The sequence below is a fragment of the Sulfolobus acidocaldarius SUSAZ genome, assembly GCA_000508305.1.
Classification (GTDB): Archaea; Thermoproteota; Thermoprotei_A; order Sulfolobales; family Sulfolobaceae; genus Sulfolobus; species Sulfolobus acidocaldarius_A.
Window position 1 is genome coordinate 1,676,212 of record CP006977.1, and the last position, 18,730, is coordinate 1,694,941.

Annotated in this window: 20 protein-coding genes; 6 read left to right on the forward strand and 14 right to left on the reverse strand. The window is 37.7% G+C overall.

Features of this window, described 5'->3' with window-relative positions; genetic code table 11:
• Positions 1 to 85: 85 nt before the first annotated feature.
• Complete coding sequence (locus SUSAZ_09455; GenBank protein AHC52104.1) at positions 86 to 973, forward strand: hypothetical protein; 888 nt, start codon at positions 86 to 88, stop codon at positions 971 to 973.
• Positions 974 to 1,086: 113 nt separating this feature from the next.
• On the opposite strand, the gene SUSAZ_09460 is transcribed toward SUSAZ_09455, so the two are convergent.
• The 8 genes from SUSAZ_09460 to SUSAZ_09495 all read right to left on the reverse strand — a co-directional run bounded on the left by SUSAZ_09460 (position 1,087) and on the right by SUSAZ_09495 (position 7,550).
• Positions 1,087 to 1,650 (reverse strand): isochorismatase, encoded by a 564-nt coding sequence (locus tag SUSAZ_09460; protein ID AHC52105.1) that lies wholly within the window; start codon positions 1,648 to 1,650, stop codon positions 1,087 to 1,089.
• A 181-nt stretch (positions 1,651 to 1,831) separates the two neighbouring features.
• Positions 1,832 to 3,256 (reverse strand): major facilitator transporter, encoded by a 1,425-nt coding sequence (locus SUSAZ_09465; GenBank protein ID AHC52106.1) that lies wholly within the window; start codon positions 3,254 to 3,256, stop codon positions 1,832 to 1,834.
• Positions 3,257 to 3,282: 26 nt separating this feature from the next.
• The gene (locus SUSAZ_09470; protein AHC52623.1) at positions 3,283 to 3,396 is read right to left on the reverse strand and encodes a hypothetical protein; all 114 of its coding nucleotides are present in this window, start codon (positions 3,394 to 3,396) and stop codon (positions 3,283 to 3,285) included.
• A gap of 82 nt (positions 3,397 to 3,478) precedes the next feature.
• The gene (locus tag SUSAZ_09475) at positions 3,479 to 3,679 is read right to left on the reverse strand and encodes a hypothetical protein (GenBank protein AHC52107.1); all 201 of its coding nucleotides are present in this window, start codon (positions 3,677 to 3,679) and stop codon (positions 3,479 to 3,481) included.
• Between the two features lies 1 nt (position 3,680).
• Positions 3,681 to 3,803, reverse strand: a complete 123-nt coding sequence (locus tag SUSAZ_09480; GenBank protein ID AHC52108.1) for a hypothetical protein — start codon at positions 3,801 to 3,803, stop codon at positions 3,681 to 3,683.
• Between the two features lie 6 nt (positions 3,804 to 3,809).
• Complete coding sequence (locus SUSAZ_09485; protein ID AHC52109.1) at positions 3,810 to 5,501, reverse strand: cytochrome B; 1,692 nt, start codon at positions 5,499 to 5,501, stop codon at positions 3,810 to 3,812.
• Positions 5,491 to 7,044, reverse strand: a complete 1,554-nt coding sequence (locus SUSAZ_09490) for a cytochrome B6 (protein ID AHC52110.1) — start codon at positions 7,042 to 7,044, stop codon at positions 5,491 to 5,493. Before SUSAZ_09490 ends, SUSAZ_09485 begins: the two co-directional genes overlap by 11 nt.
• On the reverse strand, positions 7,044 to 7,550 hold the full coding sequence (locus SUSAZ_09495; GenBank protein ID AHC52111.1) for a quinol oxidase subunit 2: 507 nt from the start codon (positions 7,548 to 7,550) through the stop codon (positions 7,044 to 7,046). The genes SUSAZ_09490 and SUSAZ_09495 overlap by 1 nt, the downstream gene beginning before the upstream one ends.
• A gap of 525 nt (positions 7,551 to 8,075) precedes the next feature.
• Here SUSAZ_09495 and SUSAZ_09500 point away from each other — a divergent pair.
• The 4 genes from SUSAZ_09500 to SUSAZ_09515 all read left to right on the forward strand — a co-directional run bounded on the left by SUSAZ_09500 (position 8,076) and on the right by SUSAZ_09515 (position 10,602).
• Positions 8,076 to 9,062, forward strand: coding sequence for a Rieske (2Fe-2S) protein (locus tag SUSAZ_09500; protein ID AHC52112.1), 987 nt, complete (start codon positions 8,076 to 8,078; stop codon positions 9,060 to 9,062).
• Positions 9,059 to 9,505 carry a hypothetical protein gene (locus SUSAZ_09505; GenBank protein ID AHC52113.1) on the forward strand — a complete coding sequence of 149 codons (447 nt, stop codon included), beginning with the start codon at positions 9,059 to 9,061 and terminating at the stop codon, positions 9,503 to 9,505. The genes SUSAZ_09500 and SUSAZ_09505 overlap by 4 nt, the downstream gene beginning before the upstream one ends.
• Positions 9,498 to 9,908 carry a hypothetical protein gene (locus SUSAZ_09510; protein AHC52114.1) on the forward strand — a complete coding sequence of 137 codons (411 nt, stop codon included), beginning with the start codon at positions 9,498 to 9,500 and terminating at the stop codon, positions 9,906 to 9,908. Before SUSAZ_09505 ends, SUSAZ_09510 begins: the two co-directional genes overlap by 8 nt.
• A 211-nt stretch (positions 9,909 to 10,119) precedes the next feature.
• Positions 10,120 to 10,602, forward strand: coding sequence for a hypothetical protein (locus SUSAZ_09515; protein ID AHC52115.1), 483 nt, complete (start codon positions 10,120 to 10,122; stop codon positions 10,600 to 10,602).
• A 73-nt stretch (positions 10,603 to 10,675) separates the two neighbouring features.
• Here the strand turns inward: SUSAZ_09515 and SUSAZ_09520 are convergent, their stop codons facing one another.
• The 3 genes from SUSAZ_09520 to SUSAZ_09530 all read right to left on the reverse strand — a co-directional run bounded on the left by SUSAZ_09520 (position 10,676) and on the right by SUSAZ_09530 (position 14,239).
• The gene (locus tag SUSAZ_09520; GenBank protein AHC52116.1) at positions 10,676 to 11,860 is read right to left on the reverse strand and encodes an NRAMP family Mn2+/Fe2+ transporter; all 1,185 of its coding nucleotides are present in this window, start codon (positions 11,858 to 11,860) and stop codon (positions 10,676 to 10,678) included.
• Positions 11,861 to 12,093: 233 nt separating this feature from the next.
• The gene (locus SUSAZ_09525; GenBank protein ID AHC52117.1) at positions 12,094 to 13,467 is read right to left on the reverse strand and encodes an MFS transporter; all 1,374 of its coding nucleotides are present in this window, start codon (positions 13,465 to 13,467) and stop codon (positions 12,094 to 12,096) included.
• Between the two features lie 367 nt (positions 13,468 to 13,834).
• Positions 13,835 to 14,239 (reverse strand): sulfocyanin, encoded by a 405-nt coding sequence (locus SUSAZ_09530; protein AHC52118.1) that lies wholly within the window; start codon positions 14,237 to 14,239, stop codon positions 13,835 to 13,837.
• A 73-nt stretch (positions 14,240 to 14,312) separates the two neighbouring features.
• Here SUSAZ_09530 and SUSAZ_09535 point away from each other — a divergent pair, with 73 nt between their 5' ends.
• The gene (locus tag SUSAZ_09535; GenBank protein AHC52624.1) at positions 14,313 to 14,585 is read left to right on the forward strand and encodes a hypothetical protein; all 273 of its coding nucleotides are present in this window, start codon (positions 14,313 to 14,315) and stop codon (positions 14,583 to 14,585) included.
• Positions 14,586 to 14,702: 117 nt separating this feature from the next.
• Here the strand turns inward: SUSAZ_09535 and SUSAZ_09540 are convergent, their stop codons facing one another.
• From SUSAZ_09540 to SUSAZ_09550, 3 genes are all read right to left on the reverse strand, one after another.
• The gene (locus tag SUSAZ_09540; protein AHC52119.1) at positions 14,703 to 15,788 is read right to left on the reverse strand and encodes an MFS transporter; all 1,086 of its coding nucleotides are present in this window, start codon (positions 15,786 to 15,788) and stop codon (positions 14,703 to 14,705) included.
• A 272-nt stretch (positions 15,789 to 16,060) separates the two neighbouring features.
• Positions 16,061 to 17,533: a 4Fe-4S ferredoxin gene (locus SUSAZ_09545; protein AHC52120.1), complete on the reverse strand. Its 1,473-nt coding sequence runs from the start codon at positions 17,531 to 17,533 to the stop codon at positions 16,061 to 16,063.
• 97 nt (positions 17,534 to 17,630) lie between these two features.
• Positions 17,631 to 18,641 carry a hypothetical protein gene (locus SUSAZ_09550; GenBank protein ID AHC52121.1) on the reverse strand — a complete coding sequence of 337 codons (1,011 nt, stop codon included), beginning with the start codon at positions 18,639 to 18,641 and terminating at the stop codon, positions 17,631 to 17,633.
• Positions 18,642 to 18,730 lie beyond the last annotated feature (89 nt).

Sequence of the window (18,730 nt, forward strand, 5' to 3'; positions counted from 1 at the left end):
AAAAAGTTATATACCTTTAATGATTTTTAGTCTCATTATTATCCGCAAAGAAATATTTATTAAAGTCTGTATTTCAAATTATATTATGACTCAAAAGGGAGAAGCTGAAGGAATTGGAAGAATAAAGAGCGGTAGTCTATTTTACATTATAGCGGTCTTGATCACGTTAGTTTCAGTCTTTGTCATATTTTCACCCTTAATAGCCTCTATATTCAGTGTATCAAGTAGTTTAAGTAACCCAAGTTCAAGCTCAGCAGCGGCTGGAGGCATTTTTGCAGGTCTTATAGGAGCTATTGTTGTTGCAGTTATAGTCGGTATTATAATCCTTGTGTTCGTAATATTGTCGTTTCTGAGATTTAGGGATGGGTTTTCAATATTACAGGTAATAGGCAGAGATGTGGGAATTGGGAAGACTGGCACTACACTAATACTTGTGGGGGCTATTTTACTAATAATACCTTTTGTAGATATAATCGGAGCCATACTAATATTCATAGGACAGATACTGCTTGGTATTGGGATTTATAGAATAGGAGAGATTTATAACAACTCGTTAACGAAGATAGGAGGAATTCTTGTGGCAATTCCCTTGATAGATATTACGGCTTTCATAGGCATGATAATGACATATGTAGGAGTAGGACAAATACAGAGAGAGTTCGGTATGAGACCCACTTTCCCTCCATCTTCCCAAATGCCATCTCAACAGACTGGTAGTGGAGTCCTAAGAGGAAATGGTACTGCTAACATAAATGTCTACTCACAGACACTAGAGCAAGTAATATCAGCCCAAATATTAGGTACAAACTATATAACCGGCTTAATAGTCCCGAATATGTTACAGCCTGGTTTCAACAATTTGACAGTAAACTTCAATGTTCTGCTTAACCTAATGCCAAATAGTAATTATGTAATTAGGCTCAACTTAGCATCAGGGAGGACTCTAGATATTAACGTAACATTTCAGCCTTAATCAATAACTCCCATACATCGTAAGATAGACCTGGATTACGAATGTGTTATGAAGAGAAAAACAAACAAAAGATAACCTTTTCTATTTTCCTTTATGTCCACACTACAACCTCCTTATCTCTGCCATAACTCTATTATTTCTTTATTATTAAGTACTAGAGATAATTTGGTCATGTTGGCAAGTGATCTCTCATGGGCTTGCTTATCTGCTGAAGACACTGCCTCCTTTGCTATGACAGGGATAAAACCTAGTGCCTGTGCATGCCTTGCAGAGGTTTCGACACCTATTTCAGTAGCTATGCCAGTGAATACTATTGCAATATAACCACCATGTCTTAACATCAATTCAAAGTTTGTCCCAACGAATATACTAGGGGTATTCTTCCTTAATATTACATCACCTTCCCTAGGATAAACCTCTTTGTTTATATCCCCTGGGTTAAATATTCTCCTTAAGTTTACCTTTGATTGAAATCGTTCAGGATAAGGTGTAATCATAGTATACACAATTGGCACTCCAATTGATCTAGCAGCTTCAATAAGCTCCTTAGTCTTAGCGATAAACTCCTCCTTATTAAATGTAGAATTTACTAAAGTGTCCTGAACGTCCCAGACCACTAAAACCGAATTACCCTTATTTATCAATTTCTTTATCTCTTCAGGGTTAAAATAGGACATAGTGAAGATATACTCTTTATCGAATTTAAATCTTACTTTAAAGTGAGGAGTGTATCTACTCCTTTCATTGATCTACGCATATAATGTAAAATTTGATAAAAACTTCCATGACAATAGAAGACATTAGACTATCTGAGAGAATTTACAATAAGACCAAAAACCTGGAAAATTAATCTACTCATTAACTCTTGTCAGCTGAGAGTTGCGCTCTAGCCTCTTTTCCTCTAAGTGCTGATAAGATAAGTGCCACTACCAAAATCCCTATTGAGACATAAAATGCGGACTTTAACCCTATTAGGAAAGAGCTAGCCACACCACCTATGAGGTTAGTTGTACCTAAGAAAACCTCGAATGCAACTTCTCTTGGTATTGTTACAGAGGCTACACTCAACACAATAACATAACTTAACAATGTCCCTATATTGGCTAGCGTCCTTGATAACCCTGAGGCTCCACCGTAAAATCCCCTTGGCGCATTAGCCATTATAGCACTATTATTTGCGGGGAAGAAAAGAGATGACCCTAGACCGCCTATCACCGATGCAATGATCACTACATACAGTGGAGTGTCTAGTCCAATAGAGAGGTAGATAAGCACTGCTATTATCATTAAACCCAAGCCTATTGTTGCAGGTATTCTAGCCCCTATCCTATCTGATAATCTCCCTGTAAATGGAGAGACGATACTGGCTAAAACATAACCAGGGACCAGTAATACTGAAGCATCAAAGGGGGAGAGTCCCCTAATTCCTTGCAGGTACATGATAATTATGAATGCAGTAGCCAAATAACCCGTTGTCTGCAGGAAAGAGGCTAAAAGTGAGTATGTAAACACTCTACTGCCCTTAAACGCTTTAAGATCTATGATCGGAAACTCTTGTCTCCTCTCCAAGAGGAAGAATATGAGCAAGAGAATAATTCCTCCAGAGATAAGGTAAATGTTTAATGACCTCACGCCTGCACCAGCAATATCTGCACTGCCATACGCAATCAACGACAAGGAAACCAAAAGGAATGCCATCCCTAATATATCCAGTTTCACTTTTCGTCTCTCATTGGTCTTTATATATCTTAAACCCAGTAATATCGCTAGTATTCCAATTGGTACATTGATGTAAAATATATACCTCCAACCTATGAATGTTGTAATGAACCCCCCTAGAACTATTCCCAACGTAGCCCCTGCATTCCAGCCTATGGATGTGTAACCATAAGCCCTACCCCTCTTATTAGGAGGAAATAAGTCCGCAATAATAGCACCACTATTCGCCTGCATCATCGCTGCTCCTAGTCCTTGAATCGCCCTAAAGGCAACCAGATCAACTGCTGACAAAGACGCACCGCATAAGGCAGAGCCTATGGTGAAGATCAGAAAACCCATGTTATACAACCTAGACCTACCATATATGTCTCCAATTCGACCTAACTGAGTTGTAAATACTGCTATAATGAGTAAGTATATGATTATGACCCAGATAATTATTGACAGGTCTGCCCTTAATTCTTGTGTTATGGTGGGAATTGCTAAGAGTACTATTGTGGTATCTATTGCAGACATAAGAGTTCCAAGTACCACCACAAATAAGGACAGGTTATCAGAATTCATAAAATAGGATTACACTGAGTTAATATTTATTCCTTTTTTCCGAAAAACCCTTCAACTTGCCTCTTCATCTCGTTCGTCATTATGAGTTTAAATAACATTCCTGGAAAATTTTTTATAACTTGACCTAGAGAATTGTTCATTTGTAAACAGTAAATGTAAGTATATATTCAAAATATTCAAATTCGAACCATATGTGAGAAACTTAAAAAAGTAGACTTAACTTTATATACCCATCTTATTTATTCCACGATAAACTACTAGAAATATAATTGACGCTAATATTAAGTAAGTTGCTGCCATTATAATTGACGTGTTTGAGTTACCTATAGCATTTGAGGACAGGATATTTATGGGGATTGATAATATTATGAAAAAAATTGCAATTATGGACGTTATTAGTACAGCAACAGTCATTCTCTTCAAGTCATCTCACCAATATTGTAATTAGTTTTATTGAGTCCCATAAAAGGTTGTAGGTCATAAATCCTATCATAAATGCAGTTGCACCGAAAATTAGCCCCAAAATTACCAGACCTAATTTGTTCATCTTTCATCACTCCTTAACAAATATTTCATAATGATAGAGCTGAATAGCAGCTCCCCACAACATTAATATCACACCAAGATCCATACCAGCATATGTGGCTTGGGGACCTACACTAGGTAAAGTCCACATTAGACCTAGTAATACGAGCGAAATTATGAACAAAGCAATAATTCCAAAGAAGGCAATCTTCTTCCTTACACTTACTCTTGAATTGGAATTTCCTACTGAAGCGACAGGCTTACCTCCTAGGACGTAGAACGATATCCTCCTTAATGCGTATATTGCAAATAGACCAAGTGGTACCAGAATTATACCGTTTATAAGTGTTGGGAATTGGATGAAATTGAATAGTGTAGCAGCAAATGACAGTGTCCCCACAGCTCCTAGCAATATCTCCATAGGAGTGATATTCATCTTTATTACCCTAGAGTCAGTTGTAGTTGGGCTCACGGTCTTAGTTTTTCTATCAGTGGGCCATAAATACACAATTATACCTATTATCACCAGTGGAGATCCAAGGAACTCAATCTGGGCAGATGTTGGCTCTGGAACGCCAGGTTGGAGGTATCCCCAGATAGATAGCTCCACTAGATAAACTGCTAACGTAGTCATTATCCATGTCCAGAATTTCCTTCTCGTTACGTACAACGAGTCTGATGGGTCCAGGAATGGAAGTAATATTAAGATCAGTAATCCTACGACTAGCAATGCCAAAGTGAGTATCGGAGTTATTGGTATTCCATTAGGCAACAGGAAGTCAACAAGCTTGAACAGAAATAGGAAGAACCACGGTGGATAAGGCTGAACGCTAACTGCCTGAGGAGATCCAGCTTGGGGAGCTGGGTATGGATTAATAACTATAGGCAATCCATTTATGTTAGCTAACAGGTTAGGTACAAACAGAATAATCCCCCAAGTTATCAGTACAATCGACAGCATGTACACAAAGTTTCTTGGCCACCATGGGTTGAACTTCTCTTGCTCCTCCTTAGTGTAGTAGGAAGGAACCTTGGGCTTCTCCCTTGTTGCAGGAGTCATTCCATACCTTTCAGAAAGCATAAAGTGGAACAAGAAGAGTACACCTAACAAGAACACCATAATTACGTGCCAACCTAAAAGTCTGTCAAACAGCTCAGACCTCACCAGTGGACTAGAGGACAACGCAGCACTACCACCAGGTCCAAATAGCCATCCAACTATTGCAGTTGCCCCAGGTATACCCGTACCCACTAAAAGCTGATCACCAATATCAATTGCATTTACTCCTAAGACATCACTGACTAGGCTGTATCCAAAGAAGGAAGCCCCTAGGGTCAAAGTAAGTAGTATAACTCCTGTCACCCACTGTAACTCTCTAGGTTTCTTGTATGCTCCTTTGTAGAAGTTTCTGAACATGTGAATGTAGGCTAGAAGAATCATAATATATGAACCGTACAGGTGACTGAACAGTAAAACTGAACCGTAAGGTACACTGTTAATCAGAGTTTGGGTTGACTGATATGCAAATGCAGGCTGGTAGTAAAGGAGGAGGAAGAGACCGGTTATTATTGTATAGGCAAATGATGCAGCAACCATAGCTCCGAGCCAGTAAGATACATTATACATATAATCTGGAGTCCTGAACAGGGGTGCCTCATTTATTCCTAATCTTTCTAAAATCGAATCTATTATTCCTGCTTTCTTCTCTTCAACCAACATTATTCACCCCTTTCTTACTATCAATTTTCTTTACCAGTTCACCCTTATCAACCTGCATACTAAAATTACTTACAGATGGTGATGAAAAAACAGGTTGCTTTGATGCATAAGCTAAAGCATCGAACATCCCCAGAAATAACGTGAGGAGCAAACCGGGTATGCCTATTTCGGCTAGGAACGATTCCACTAAATTATAGGGCTGGAATATGACAGGATAAGCTATCATTCTTCTTAAAAAACCTAAATAACCTGCGATTGACATAGCGTATCCTACACCCATGAAAGGAGCAGTCCACCATATCATACCTATCCTCATCCACTTAGATGATGTTGCACTAAAGTTAAACCCGGCAAAACTCGTCCTTAACATGTCAAGAAACACTGTCGTGAAACCCATTACTATTAATGTCCATATCATAAGGTGGAAGTGTCCAACCACATAGTATGAGTTGTGGAACAGGGGATTTATTGAGTTCTCAGGTAGAACCAATGCTTGGGCTCCGGCTAGTATAAAACCTATCAAAGATATTAACCCACCCATTCCAACAGGGTCCTTCCAGTCATACTTCCTTGAAGTGAGGATTGTCAGACCTAAGTTAAGTACTGTCAGTCCAGATCCTGTTGCCAATATAAGTGTGGATAAGTTCACCCATTCCCTCAACACAATTGGTAGGGGCCAAGTCTGTAGGTGGTGAACCCAAACTCCCATTGTTCCTATTGCTAGTAAATATATATTCCATCTAGCCCACTTCTCGCTATATAAAGATCTACCAGCATACTGAGGTATGTAATAGTAGAGTGCACCAAATAGAGGGAACGGTACATAATAGACTACGGGATGACCGTAGAACCAGAACAGGATTGCCCAAAGTAAGTTGTTTACAGGCACATTTGCAAAGAAGTATAAGGTATACCAGAGTGTCGCTGCTGCCAACGCAGGAAGGGTAACTGCTATCACAATCGAGAACGCTACACCATAAGCTGCAAATATGTTTAGTCTTTCACCCTTAGGCTTAGTTGCATAGGCATCTGCAATAAGTGTAACAAAGGCTGCAGTCTGCAATATAACTGCTATTGACATTACCAAATAAGCCATTCCCATTAGCTGGGGTGTTGTGTAAAATAGGAAAGCGTGAAACTGACTATTTGACTCGATTGCTAAGGGAGGATACATATACCAGCCCATATCAGGGGAGCCAGCCATAGCGATTGCTAACAGGATATTTGATAACCAGAAGAATATCGCCATCTGTTTAGTGTGAATTATGGACAATTTGCTCTTATACATGGAGAAACCTATTACTGCTGCTGCAGCTAGTGGCACAAAGGCTATCATGCCAGCCCATCCGTGTATTGTCAGAGCACTGTAATACAGTTCGCCTACATTAGGGGAATTCTGGTTATAGGTCAGAAATGTCCTTAAGTTCATTGCAGCTATTCCTAGCACTCCTAACCAAAATATAGAACCTATAGTATATAGCCAAACTACACTTAGAGTGTCTTTTGGCCAAACCACATTTTTTATTCTCTCCGTGAGACTCATCAGCCCACCACCTCTATCGTACCAGTCATGTAAGACGAGTTGTAACCCGCATACTCCGCATCTCTCCACGTGTAGTTACCTGGCTGATTAATTACAAAATACGCATAGCTCGTTATCCCAGCCACATTATTGAGGTTGATCACTCCGTCAGGTGTTCTCAAGTAAAACCCGGTATCAACTTGTGGAGAATTTATGATCAAGATCACTGGTTCGCTCTTGTTCACTACAATTAAATCAGGGGTCCACTTATATTGTGTCACAGTAAGATTGACTACCAACATCCCGTTTATTACTTCCGAGTATTGCCCTGGTGGTGGAGGGTGAGAGTTGAAGTATTGGACTGCTTTTTGGGCTTGTTCAGGTAATCCTGCGTATGTTGGTAAACCATAGTCAAGTGAGAAGCTCTTTCCTGTGGATAAGTAATATACGTTCCAGCTGAAGAATATAACTACTAGAACTAGCATGACGATGAACCAGATCTCTTCAGCATGTTCCTTAATATCCATAAACCCTAAACACCTTATTATACATCTCCTATAGGGTTTATAAGTCTTTGTTATTGAAGAATTACAATATTTTGAGTTTTAATAAATATAGTATTTAAACAATAAAGCCTTTAAGTACTTTATCAACACTGAGAGTATTAATACTTTTTAATAAAAATATATGCTAAAATGAACTTTATTGTTATTCTCAAAAAATTTTGAGTCATGAGGTTTAATTAATATTTACTCCTAGACAGTGTAAAAAATGAATGTTATCACTCTACTCCACTAATATCCAATATTGATGCGGAAAATAATAATTTTCCTTCTTTATTCTTTTAATGAAAATAAATAAGAGAAATGGTTTGAATTCAGTAACTCCACACTCCACTCAGTTTTTTGAATTTTTTACATATTATGATCTAATAATTAAGCTTCTTTATTAATATATGAATATCAACTTGTACTTAAAAATAAAATTAGAATCTCGAGATATAATGAAAACTTTTAATAAAGTTTATAAGGAATAGGTAATATAGGTTAACAATGAGACCTAGATCTGGAGGAATTCCAATTATAAAGCGGGATGATCTTATATTTTCATTGAAATTAGTAAGAAAGATGAGGAATCCAAAAACTAGATTTGATGAGGCTGAATTTGTAAAGAATGGTAGAGATTATCTATTTAACTATGCAGAAAAGAATGTGGGTCCTTTAGATCCCAGTAGGAGAGCCTTTTTAAAGGCTGTTCTAATTGGAATCGGTGTAGCAGCAGTTGCCAGTGCTGTTCCAATCGTGTCTTACCTTAACCAACCTGAAATTTCCTTGAATAGTTTTCCCTGGGTCATTATAGTGGACTCCAGTGGTAATCCCATTAAAGCCTCACAACTGCAAGTAAATAACCCAGAGATCCTTATATTTGAGTACCCCATGGAGGGAGATATAACTTTCCTCTTGAACCTTGGTGACGAGAATGACAATCCAATTCAAGTACCTCCAGCTACAGTCACAATACCCGAAAATGGTGTAACATACTCATTCCCTGGAGGAGTGGGTCCCAACAATTCCATCGTAGCTTATTCAGCTATATGCCAACACCTCGGTTGTGCTCCACCTGAAATACACTTCTACCCTCCAAAATATATGAAAGTTGGGCTTCCAACACCTAACTACTTACCTGATGTAGCTTTACAGGCAGCTCAACAGGCTAATGCACCAGGTATAATCCATTGTGACTGCCACGGTTCTTCTTATGACCCATATCATGGTGCATCTGTGCTTACTGGACCAACAGTTAGACCACTTCCTTATGTTCAGTTATATTGGGATTCAAACACAGACTTCCTATATGCCGTTGGCATGAATCAGAAGGCACCAGTAATAATCGGACATTCGTCTGATCTTTCAGGTTATGCTTACTTATCCTCGTACGACGAGTCCACGGGTTGTAAAAAGTTACTGTTAAATAGTAACCAGACACCTTCAAATTGTTACACAGAAGTACAAAACTATGGAAATACCTTTCAGGGATGAGAGATATGAAGACATCCATATTTGACTACATGTATGAAAAGTACACGCAAACTACTAAGTTAATGTCAAAAATGAATTATATGCCAGCCATTGCAGCTGGCGAAATAGCCTTACTCCTAATACTATACAGTGGAGGCATGGGGTTAGCTATATACAATTTACCACTTGAAGGACCATTACTCATAATGCATTTATATGGTGCCATATTAGTGGCTGTTTTAAGCCTAGGTCTCCTGGCAGCTGCAGTAAACTATAGGGATAAGGGGGCTATTCTAATATCTCTTCTTAATGTCCTTTCCATACTCTATGCAGCATTCGAGGGCTCCTTCTATTTTGGTGGTATTGTTGACGTGTCTTATTTAATGCAAATGGGTATGGGATTTGTGTTTGCAGTTATTACCGCATCAGGTTGTTTAATATATGCCATAAAAAGAGGTGAGTAATGTGGTCACAACAGAAAGTAGGATAAGACCAAGTAGATTAATTTTATACACGTCTCTAGTTGAAACGTTTCTCCTTGCTGGATTGTTCTTTGAGGGGATATCAACAATGTTCTATGTTAATATCCCGCTAACCCAATATAGTGAGGCACTGATACTCTCTGGTCACATAATCTTCGCATTACTTGTTGGATTTTTTGGAGTCGCAATTTTAGCTCAAGCGATCAGAGAAGGATTAAGGAATGTCTACATCCTTTCCATTCTCAACATGATTTTCATAGGAATAGCAGCGGCAGGTGGCTTAGCGTTTTACGGAATACTCAACCCAGACTACTCATACCTCATGGCTCTGGGATTCTTTGGTTCCCTATTTTCTACGTCCTCAATACTGTTTTACTCCCTTTAAAAAGCCAATAACATAATTTTATTTATTTTTTTGAATTTAATAATTTTTATTAGATATTTCCTGTAAAGTCGCATGATACCTTATACAATATGTATTTTTTATTTAATTTATTAAAACTTGTAAAGCCCTTCTCTCCAACAAATTCTTACACGTAACTACGAGGAGACTACATTAACAAAAACTTATATTCATAATGAGTAAATTTACACACATGACGATAATATTTGATATTTTAAATGAAGTTCACGGTTTCTTTGGTGCCTTATGGGCTGGTGCAGCATTCTTGAACTTCCTCATAAAACCACGAGAGAAAGAACAGTTCGCCAGAATGGGAAAATTCTTTCTAATTTCCTCTGTTGTAACAATTATCACCGGCATAATAATATTTGCGTATATATACCTTATACCATATAACGGAAACCTGTTCATAGTAGATGCTGTATTACATGACAGTTTAAACATTAGAGTGAGGGCTTTCCTTAATCTGGTTGGTGGCGCGTTAGGTCTTTTGGCTTTTGGTTCAGGTTTAGTAATTAGTAACAGAATAAGACAGTTAATGAACCTTAAAGAAGGTGATGTACTTGGACTAGAGATAAGGAATTCAATTACAACGCTCTCCAAGCTTAATATAGTGTTCCTATTACTTTCAATTTCCATGATGATTTTAGCAGGGTCTATTGCACAGGTTATTTGAACATAAGTTATGTAAACATTTCCAAAATCCATCACATTAACTGGCTTAAATAGACGATAAAATCCAGTTTTTCTCAGAATAAGGATATTATTCCACTTAATAAAAGTAGAGCTACTGTAATCCAATAAATTACCAGCCTTCTCCTGCTGTAACTGTACTTACCCATTATCTTCTTATCACTAACCAGGAGCCCTACAAAGAGGGAAGGGATGAAGACTATTATAGGTGTTACGGACATTAAAGATAATATAGTGTTAACTATCTGTTCATAATTATGACTGAATACGAACGCAATAAGGACTGCTGGAATAGACTCCGATATATACAGAAGAGTTACGTTCTTGTAGTTATGTTTATTTAGTGCTTCCAATGTACCCCAAGCACTTCCTAAAGATTCAACTATCAGAGCCAATAAGCCTCCACATATTAGACCTATTCCAAACAAGTACGGTGAGTATGAACCACTTATGGCAGATAAGGCATATGACATCTCCCTGTAATTTAAGGGATCAATAGAAGAGGACAACCCTGTAGTCGATACCTCGATAGCTACCATTAACAGCTCTGACACTAAAGCCCCTATAAATGTCTCCAGTGATGACCACTTCACCTTAATGTCTTTGCCCAGATCTGAGTTATCATATTTATATGCAGTAGCAGAGGCTTGATAAAATATCATGAAGGGCATAACAACTGCTCCAATGTTTGCAGCTAAGAAGAATAGGAAGGACCTAGAGGTGGAAAAGTACAATAGTTCTTGGTTTGGGGAAACTCCTCTTAGAAGTGCTTGAACTATAAATGCGACTATAAGAAAAATCGATATGCCTAATAATGTCTTTTCCATCTTTTCATAAGTCCTAGTTAACACAATTGATAAATGGATCACAAAGAATAATGGTAAACTTATATAGACTGGAACACCAATCATTAGAGAGCCAACAGCAATCCCGACATATTCAATAACATAAGTGAAAAGGTCAACTAAAAACATGGGAATTGCAGCGACTAGGGCAAACTTCTGTGAGAACTTTTCCCTCAGAATAGTCCCTAATCCTTTTCCATTGTTTACAGCTCCTACTCTTCCTGCAGCATCCTGAACTATGAAAAGCGGAAGCGTGAGAACTAACAGCAGAATTATCAGCCTGTAACCATATGTTTGTCCATCAGCAACTCCTGTCAATATACTAGCGGCGTCAACATCAGCCATCATTACTATCCATGCAGAACCAAACAGCTTTACGACATCATTAATACTCATAGTGATGTATAGACAGCATGATTTATATTTTTTACGATTTGGCGTAATTCACGTGAAACAGAGATACCAGCTAACACTAAACTCATTTCCCCAGTTCTTAGATGAACGATAAGGATCAAAGAGAGAATCAGAAGAAAAAGAAGTGGAGTTTTGATGAATCTGCCGATTATTATCATTATCTACTACTGTTTTCTTACCTTTACTCTCCAACCTTATAATTTGAACTTTCTTGTTCACGCGCTTAAAATTTTAAGCTCTCCTGAAGTCTCCTCCAAGGACTTATCCTTTGTCTCAGGTATTGAGATCAGTGTAACTATAGCTGATACTATGGCTACGGCACTTAGGAAGCCTATAGCAAATGACTCACCGTATTCTGTGAAGAGCGACGGAAATACAAAGGCAGTCAAGGCAGCACCAATCCTTCCAGAGGCTACGGTCAATGACTGAACAAATCCTCGTATCTTAGTTGGAGCTAACTCGACACCTAAAATTCCAACTGCACTCACTGAACCAGGTCCAGCTTGACTTGCAAAGTTATTGAGACCGTATATTAGGAAAGCTATTATGGGTGAAAAACTCAATGCAAAGCTCTTGTATAACGAGAAACCCAGGAGAGCTAATGCCATTCCAATAAAGCCTATTGTCTGCAATGGTTTCCTACCTATCCTATCAACTAACATAAGGGCAACTATTCCACCTGGGATCACAAACAACCCTTCTATCATTATCTGAAATACTCCAGGGTTAATTCCTAGGCTTGAGGCTATAAGCGAAGGACCGAATAGATTTCCTGCATAAGCTACTATATCGAACAGGAACCATAGAACACAAGCAGCTAAAAACTGCCTCCAAAATTTCATTAGGTAGAATCTGAAGTTGTTTCTGTCTCTTAAATCGGTGTTCACTGAATACTCCTCTCCAGTCACACTCTTTATGACACTGTTCAACTCCTTTAAATCTCCCTTAATTCTCCCCAAGTATCTAGCAGTCTCAGGTATTTTCCTTCTGAGGTAAATTACAGACGCTGCAGGTATTGCTCCTGCTGCTAATACCACTTTCCATACAAGTTGAGGGTTAAGTCCAATACTCGAAAGACCTAAGTATAATAGCGCTGATGTTGTTGCACCAAATCCCCAAAATAGACCAAAGCCTAACGCCAACATCTTCCCTCTGTCCCTAGCATTTGAGTGCTCCGCCATTATCATTGGCGATAGCACATAGTCTGCGCCTATACCTAATCCCAATATGAACCTAGCAATAATTAGTTGTACTGGGTCAACAACTAGGGATTGAAGTAGTGCACCTATCGTCAAAATCACAACATCTACTCCGTAAAAGGTCTTCCTCCCCTTATTAGATAAAAATCCAAAAAGTATAGCTCCAACTGCTGATCCCATGAGGGCTGAACCAGTTATTAAGGAGACATATAATGAATAGTCTGGGTTAGTCTTTGTTATTCCGAAAGTCTGCAACACGGTGAGCAATACTATGCCTATAGAGGATAGATCATAACCATCTGTGAATACTCCCATCCCAGTAGTTATCATTGACTTGAAGTGAAACCAGCTCAGATTCTTCTCATCTAAAGGCTTAAAGGGTTTACTCATATTATCTCTGTGTTATGATTAATTGTGGTAGATATAAATATTTCGTATTATTAACTAAATATATTTATATATTGAAATAAGAACTAAATAGTGGTTTATAAAATATGTAGTTCATGGGACAAAATCTATTTTTATAAGCAGTATTGAAGTTAATTCAATGGATTGAATACTAATTATAAAAAGGCAGTAATTATTAACAATATTTCCTTATAACAACGTACTTAACTGAAATTATTTTAAAATATTACTTATATTTCAGGAAGTTTTTGCTATGATTAAAAACAACAAAACCTTTTTAAGTCATACATATTGAAGAGGTAAGTAAAAGAAAAACTGTGGCTTTATCTTTATACTTTCTCAGAAATAGCTAACTATTCACAATTGCATATGGCACAGTAACGGAATTGGATGCGACTAATACAACCCACATACCAGACTCTGCATGATAATAGTATCCACATGCTATCCAGTAGTAACCGGCTGGAATATTAGGTAGTACTGCTACAGCAGACTGTCCACCGGATATACCATTATCATAGTAGTCTGTAGCATTAACTCCTACATATAGCATGATCTTACCATCAGCTGATATATTTCCGTTGTTGGGAATTGCTGTATTGTTTAGCACTATTAGGGCGTTATGGGGTAAAGATTGAGGGTTAGTTAATTTCACTAACACATTCCATCCTGCAGGTACGTAAATTCTCATTTGACCATTAGAGGTGCCATTATAGTTTAGGGAACTCCCTTGTACAACTAGATAAATAAACACCGTTTTATTGCTGGGGTTATACTGTAGTTGATAGGCTCCTGGGGGTAATGTAGATGTTGTAGTAGTCATAGTAGTGGATGTGGTCGTTGTGGAACTAGTGGTAGATGTAGTAGTGGAAGAGGACGACGTGGAAGATGACGTTGATGAAGTACTCGTTGTTGTGGATGTTGTAGTTGTACTTGAGCTAGCCGATGAGCTACTACTGGTACTACTACTGCTGGACGATGTAGTACTACTAGTGGGTTTTCCATGTTTAAAACTCATTATGGCGAAAACACCTGCAATTATTACGATAATTACTACAACCGCTATTATGACTATAGTTGAGGTCTTCATAGGTTCATGAATACGCACATTCTTTATATACTTTATCCAAAATTTTTTATACATTAAAATTCTTAAAATAAATTCGGTTTAAGTTAGTCTTTTTTATTGTAGCCAGTTCTATTTCACACAAGAGATTCTAATTTCTAACATTCCTGAAGAACAGGAAGAAAAGAACTGTAGCTAGACTATAAAGGGAACAAGTTATTATGAAGGGTAATACATAGTTACCTATATTAAAATAAAAACCCCCTATACTAGGTCCAAAGGCTCTGGGTATAGAGAACATCAAATTAACTATTCCATTCGCCCTACCTCTCTCGTTCTCTGGAACTAACTTCAGCACCATAGCCTGAAATACGGGAGAGGTCATATTCATCAATGCGTTTCTTGTTACAAAAATTATTGCGCCGATAATAAATGATGGAGAAAAAGGGAGTAAGAAGAGAAGAGCAATTGCAGTTGCATGTAGGTATACTATTGTTTTCACTCCTCCAATCTTCTCAGCTATAATTACTGAGAAATATGTGCTAAAAGCTAATGTTAGATCTGCTATTGCAAACACTGGACTCATCTGTGAGCTGGTAACCCCAAATCTGAGGTTAAACCATAGTGACATAAGTGGAACTACTAGTCCTGCCCCTAGACCTATTAGAGCCTCTGTCGAGAACTTTCCTATTGTCCCTAAACTCTTAAGAGCCATGTTTCTGTATCCCTTATAACTCTCCTTGACGGGGAATAACAGTAGTAGGGAAATTAAGTTGATAATGACCTCAATTAGCAATATCTCCTTATAAGTAAGTACTAGGGGGAGTAGACTTCCAGCGACTGATAACAGGATTGTTAGACTTTGCCTAACTCCTAAAAGTCTCTGAAAACTTTCAGATCTTTCTGCCAATAAAGACATTATTAAACTCCCTGATCCCCAAGTCTGATAAAACAGATAAGCTAAGGGATATCCCAGAAACAAGAAGAATAGAGATAGTGTACTTATACCCCTACTTATTATAGAGAACTTTTTCCTCCCATACATATCCCCTAGGAAAGAGAGGGTTAAGGAAATCAATGCACCAATGATTATTGACCCTGATAATAACTCACCAATAGTCAGAGGATTAAGTCCTAATGAAAGGAGATAAAGGGACATAATTATAGTGTTAGCCCCCATGGATATACCGAAAAGCGATGACGATATGACAAGCAAAAAACTCTCGTATTTAGCCATATTTTAGTATAATAATAGTCACTTTATAAAAAATATGTCGATTAAGGTTAACTAAATAAATAACATAAATAGTTTTAATTCAGTTATAGTTTCTCCGTGTAGAGTAGTAAAATAAGAAAGTTTGACCTCTTCCCGACATAGATTCTGTGGCAACAGATAGAGTCCAATTTCATTAATTCTATTTAGAATGTGGTACAGCTGAAGAGAGTGACCCTCTTACGTTATACGTTGATTATTATTATTCCAGTAATAGCTTCGGACTTCCTTGAAAATTACTTACTTTGTTTTTGTAACAGCTTCAGTGAAAATTTCTTTAAGTAACTTCTAACATCATGGAAGACTATATTGTCATGTGGACAAGCCTCTACGCAATCGCCTACACCTATACACTTAAATGACTTAAATTCTCCTTTTTTGATGAAATTTGCCCTCATGTCCGTTAACCCAACAGGGCATGCTAATGCACAGTCTACAGTTTTACAGTTCAGACACTGTTGAGGGTCCTTTACCTTTAGCTTAAAAAGACCTAAATACCCGAAGAATTGGTTAAATGTCCCCCAAGCACATATACCCTCAGTTACACATGCATAGTTGCCTAAAAATGGCATAAACATAAACTGGAAATACCAAATCACATTAAAGTAAAGACTCGCATAGAATTGTACAACGTCATTACCTAAGACTGAAAATGAAATTACTCCCTCGTAGTTGAAATAGGATAAGACAGCAAACACGATCAAAGACACCCACACTGTAATAATTACCCACTTGTACCAATTAGTCATCTTAGAGGTCAATGTCTTTCTTCCCAGCTTAGAACTCCTATTGTATTTCCTCATAGAGCCTTGAAATGTGCCCTGTAACATGAATGGGGCTGTACAAGTGACAGAGCATATTTGCCTACCTCCAAATAGAAATGAGAGAATTGCTGTTACTGCAAAAGTTCCTATTATTCCATCAATCAAGTATGACGGCTCCACAGGACCATAAGTCCCTAAACCATTAAACCACATATAAGGAATATATTGTACACTACTTGATATTGGGGAGAAGTTAGGAAGCCAAATACTATAAAACGCATACGCAAACATCATTAATAAATATCTTATCTTATTCTCCAACTTATTCAGCTCTAATACTCTAAATGAACCTAATAATCCCATCCACACTCCCATATTTATCATAAACCACGGACTTGCTGTTATTGTAGCAAAAACAGACAGAAAATCCATCAAGGCAAACAAAGGGCTAGTCAAAGGGAAGAAACCAAAATTACTATACAAGCCTGTAACATTACTTATCATCCCTGTTTCAAAATTCAGTATTCCACTAGCGAACCAAGAAAGAGAAAATGCCAAGAGGAGAATTAGGAAAGCTACTCTAGAATTGCTAAGGTAACTAACCTTTCTCTGGATATTGAACTTTACCCTATACATTAAATATGCGGAAACCAATAAACCCGAAATCACAGCATAATATGTGGGCAAATTGTAAGCTTTCGAAAAAAATTCAAATGAATACACTACGACGAGAACAGATAAGATATCTATTAACTTATATGGATAATTTGATAGTGACAACCTCTTATAGTATAAACTCTGAAACAGAAATCCAATAAGTACCATAGTTGCAAACGTAACTGGTAAAGTTAAGAAAGGGATTAGTAGGGCTATCATGATTGTAAAAATATATGAATTTCTAAAAATGTATTCCACAAATCTATTTAGGATTTTCACATTATTCACATCTCATCACCACGTTTAATTAAATGTAAATAATGTAAAAGTAAAAAATTTACTACATTTACCTTTAATCAAGTTATTTAATGACATATTTGTTGTTTTATATTGGGTATGGGTATACTGCTGGGTCGCTGAAGTATAATACCATGTTTGAGTTTGTTGCTGACATTAGTTGAGTTGGTGATGTTATCCCTGGGACAACAACCTGTAAGTCTGCATTAACAAGTGTTGTCCATATTGGGTTCTTAGCATTTGCCATTCCAACTGCACTGTCATAAGTCATCATTGCATTCTCAAGTGCCTGAATATTATTTAAACAGTTAGCTGTTGGGTTAGTTGTATTTGATGGTACTATAGCCTGGCATTGGCCTGTAATTGGGTTGGGGAATATGTTTGGATCAAAAACCAAAACAACAACAATATACCATGGTATGCTCTGGTTTGTTGTAAATGTCACCAAATGATCGTGGGCTGGTGTTGGCAAAACACCCTCAGGTAGACCAAATACACCATTCTTAATACCCAAAGCCTGCTCAACAGCAGTAAATGCTGGGGAGTAGATCAAACTCATGTGGTCAGGACAGGCAGTCTTTGTCAAAGCAGCACCACACTGTGTGGTAATAACATAAGTCACGTTATTGTAAGTAAATGTGGGGAAGCCCTGAGATGTTGCACCAAGTTGAGGAACACCAAATATTGACAAACTGGCAAATGCAGGGACTAAGACAAACACAGGGGCAGCGTTCTTGGGGAATGCTGAAATATTACCAGCACCAACCTCACAACCCATTGCAACCTTACTCTGGTTAGTCTCATTGGGGAAGAAAGTAGTAGAAGGTGGAGTACACATGAACTGGGCAGTGTACTGGAATGTTATAACTTGACCATTGTAAAAGGCACCAGAGGAATTAACAGTAACAGGCTGAGTCAAAGTAGAAGTAACTGTAGTAGTTCCAGCTGGTAACGTTGTGGTAACAGTAGTGGCTGGACCAGTGGATTTAGTCGCAAATAGCACAAAACCTACGGCAGCTATTATGATCAATATTACAACCGCTACGGCGAATACAGTATTAGATACGGCTTTTTCTATTTTTCCCTTATCTTTTTTCACAATAGTTCACTTCTTTCATGTATGGCTAAGGCTATTTTAAAAATATATTTAAAAAATTCTAACGGAAAAGGAAAAACAGGTTTGAAAAA

What these genes read in the sequence shown, in the direction of transcription:
- SUSAZ_09455 (AHC52104.1), top strand. Translation starts at nt 86, where the DNA reads ATGACTCAAAAGGGAGAAGCTGAAGGAATTGGAAGAATAAAGAGCGGT.
- SUSAZ_09460 (AHC52105.1), bottom strand. Translation starts at nt 1,650, where the DNA reads ATGTCCTATTTTAACCCTGAAGAGATAAAGAAATTGATAAATAAGGGT.
- SUSAZ_09465 (AHC52106.1), bottom strand. Translation starts at nt 3,256, where the DNA reads ATGAATTCTGATAACCTGTCCTTATTTGTGGTGGTACTTGGAACTCTT.
- SUSAZ_09470 (AHC52623.1), bottom strand. Translation starts at nt 3,396, where the DNA reads ATGAACAATTCTCTAGGTCAAGTTATAAAAAATTTTCCAGGAATGTTA.
- SUSAZ_09480 (AHC52108.1), bottom strand. Translation starts at nt 3,803, where the DNA reads ATGAACAAATTAGGTCTGGTAATTTTGGGGCTAATTTTCGGTGCAACT.
- SUSAZ_09485 (AHC52109.1), bottom strand. Translation starts at nt 5,501, where the DNA reads ATGTTGGTTGAAGAGAAGAAAGCAGGAATAATAGATTCGATTTTAGAA.
- SUSAZ_09490 (AHC52110.1), bottom strand. Translation starts at nt 7,044, where the DNA reads ATGAGTCTCACGGAGAGAATAAAAAATGTGGTTTGGCCAAAAGACACT.
- SUSAZ_09495 (AHC52111.1), bottom strand. Translation starts at nt 7,550, where the DNA reads ATGGATATTAAGGAACATGCTGAAGAGATCTGGTTCATCGTCATGCTA.
- SUSAZ_09500 (AHC52112.1), top strand. Translation starts at nt 8,076, where the DNA reads ATGAGACCTAGATCTGGAGGAATTCCAATTATAAAGCGGGATGATCTT.
- SUSAZ_09505 (AHC52113.1), top strand. Translation starts at nt 9,059, where the DNA reads ATGAGAGATATGAAGACATCCATATTTGACTACATGTATGAAAAGTAC.
- SUSAZ_09515 (AHC52115.1), top strand. Translation starts at nt 10,120, where the DNA reads ATGACGATAATATTTGATATTTTAAATGAAGTTCACGGTTTCTTTGGT.
- SUSAZ_09520 (AHC52116.1), bottom strand. Translation starts at nt 11,860, where the DNA reads ATGAGTATTAATGATGTCGTAAAGCTGTTTGGTTCTGCATGGATAGTA.
- SUSAZ_09525 (AHC52117.1), bottom strand. Translation starts at nt 13,467, where the DNA reads ATGAGTAAACCCTTTAAGCCTTTAGATGAGAAGAATCTGAGCTGGTTT.
- SUSAZ_09540 (AHC52119.1), bottom strand. Translation starts at nt 15,788, where the DNA reads ATGGCTAAATACGAGAGTTTTTTGCTTGTCATATCGTCATCGCTTTTC.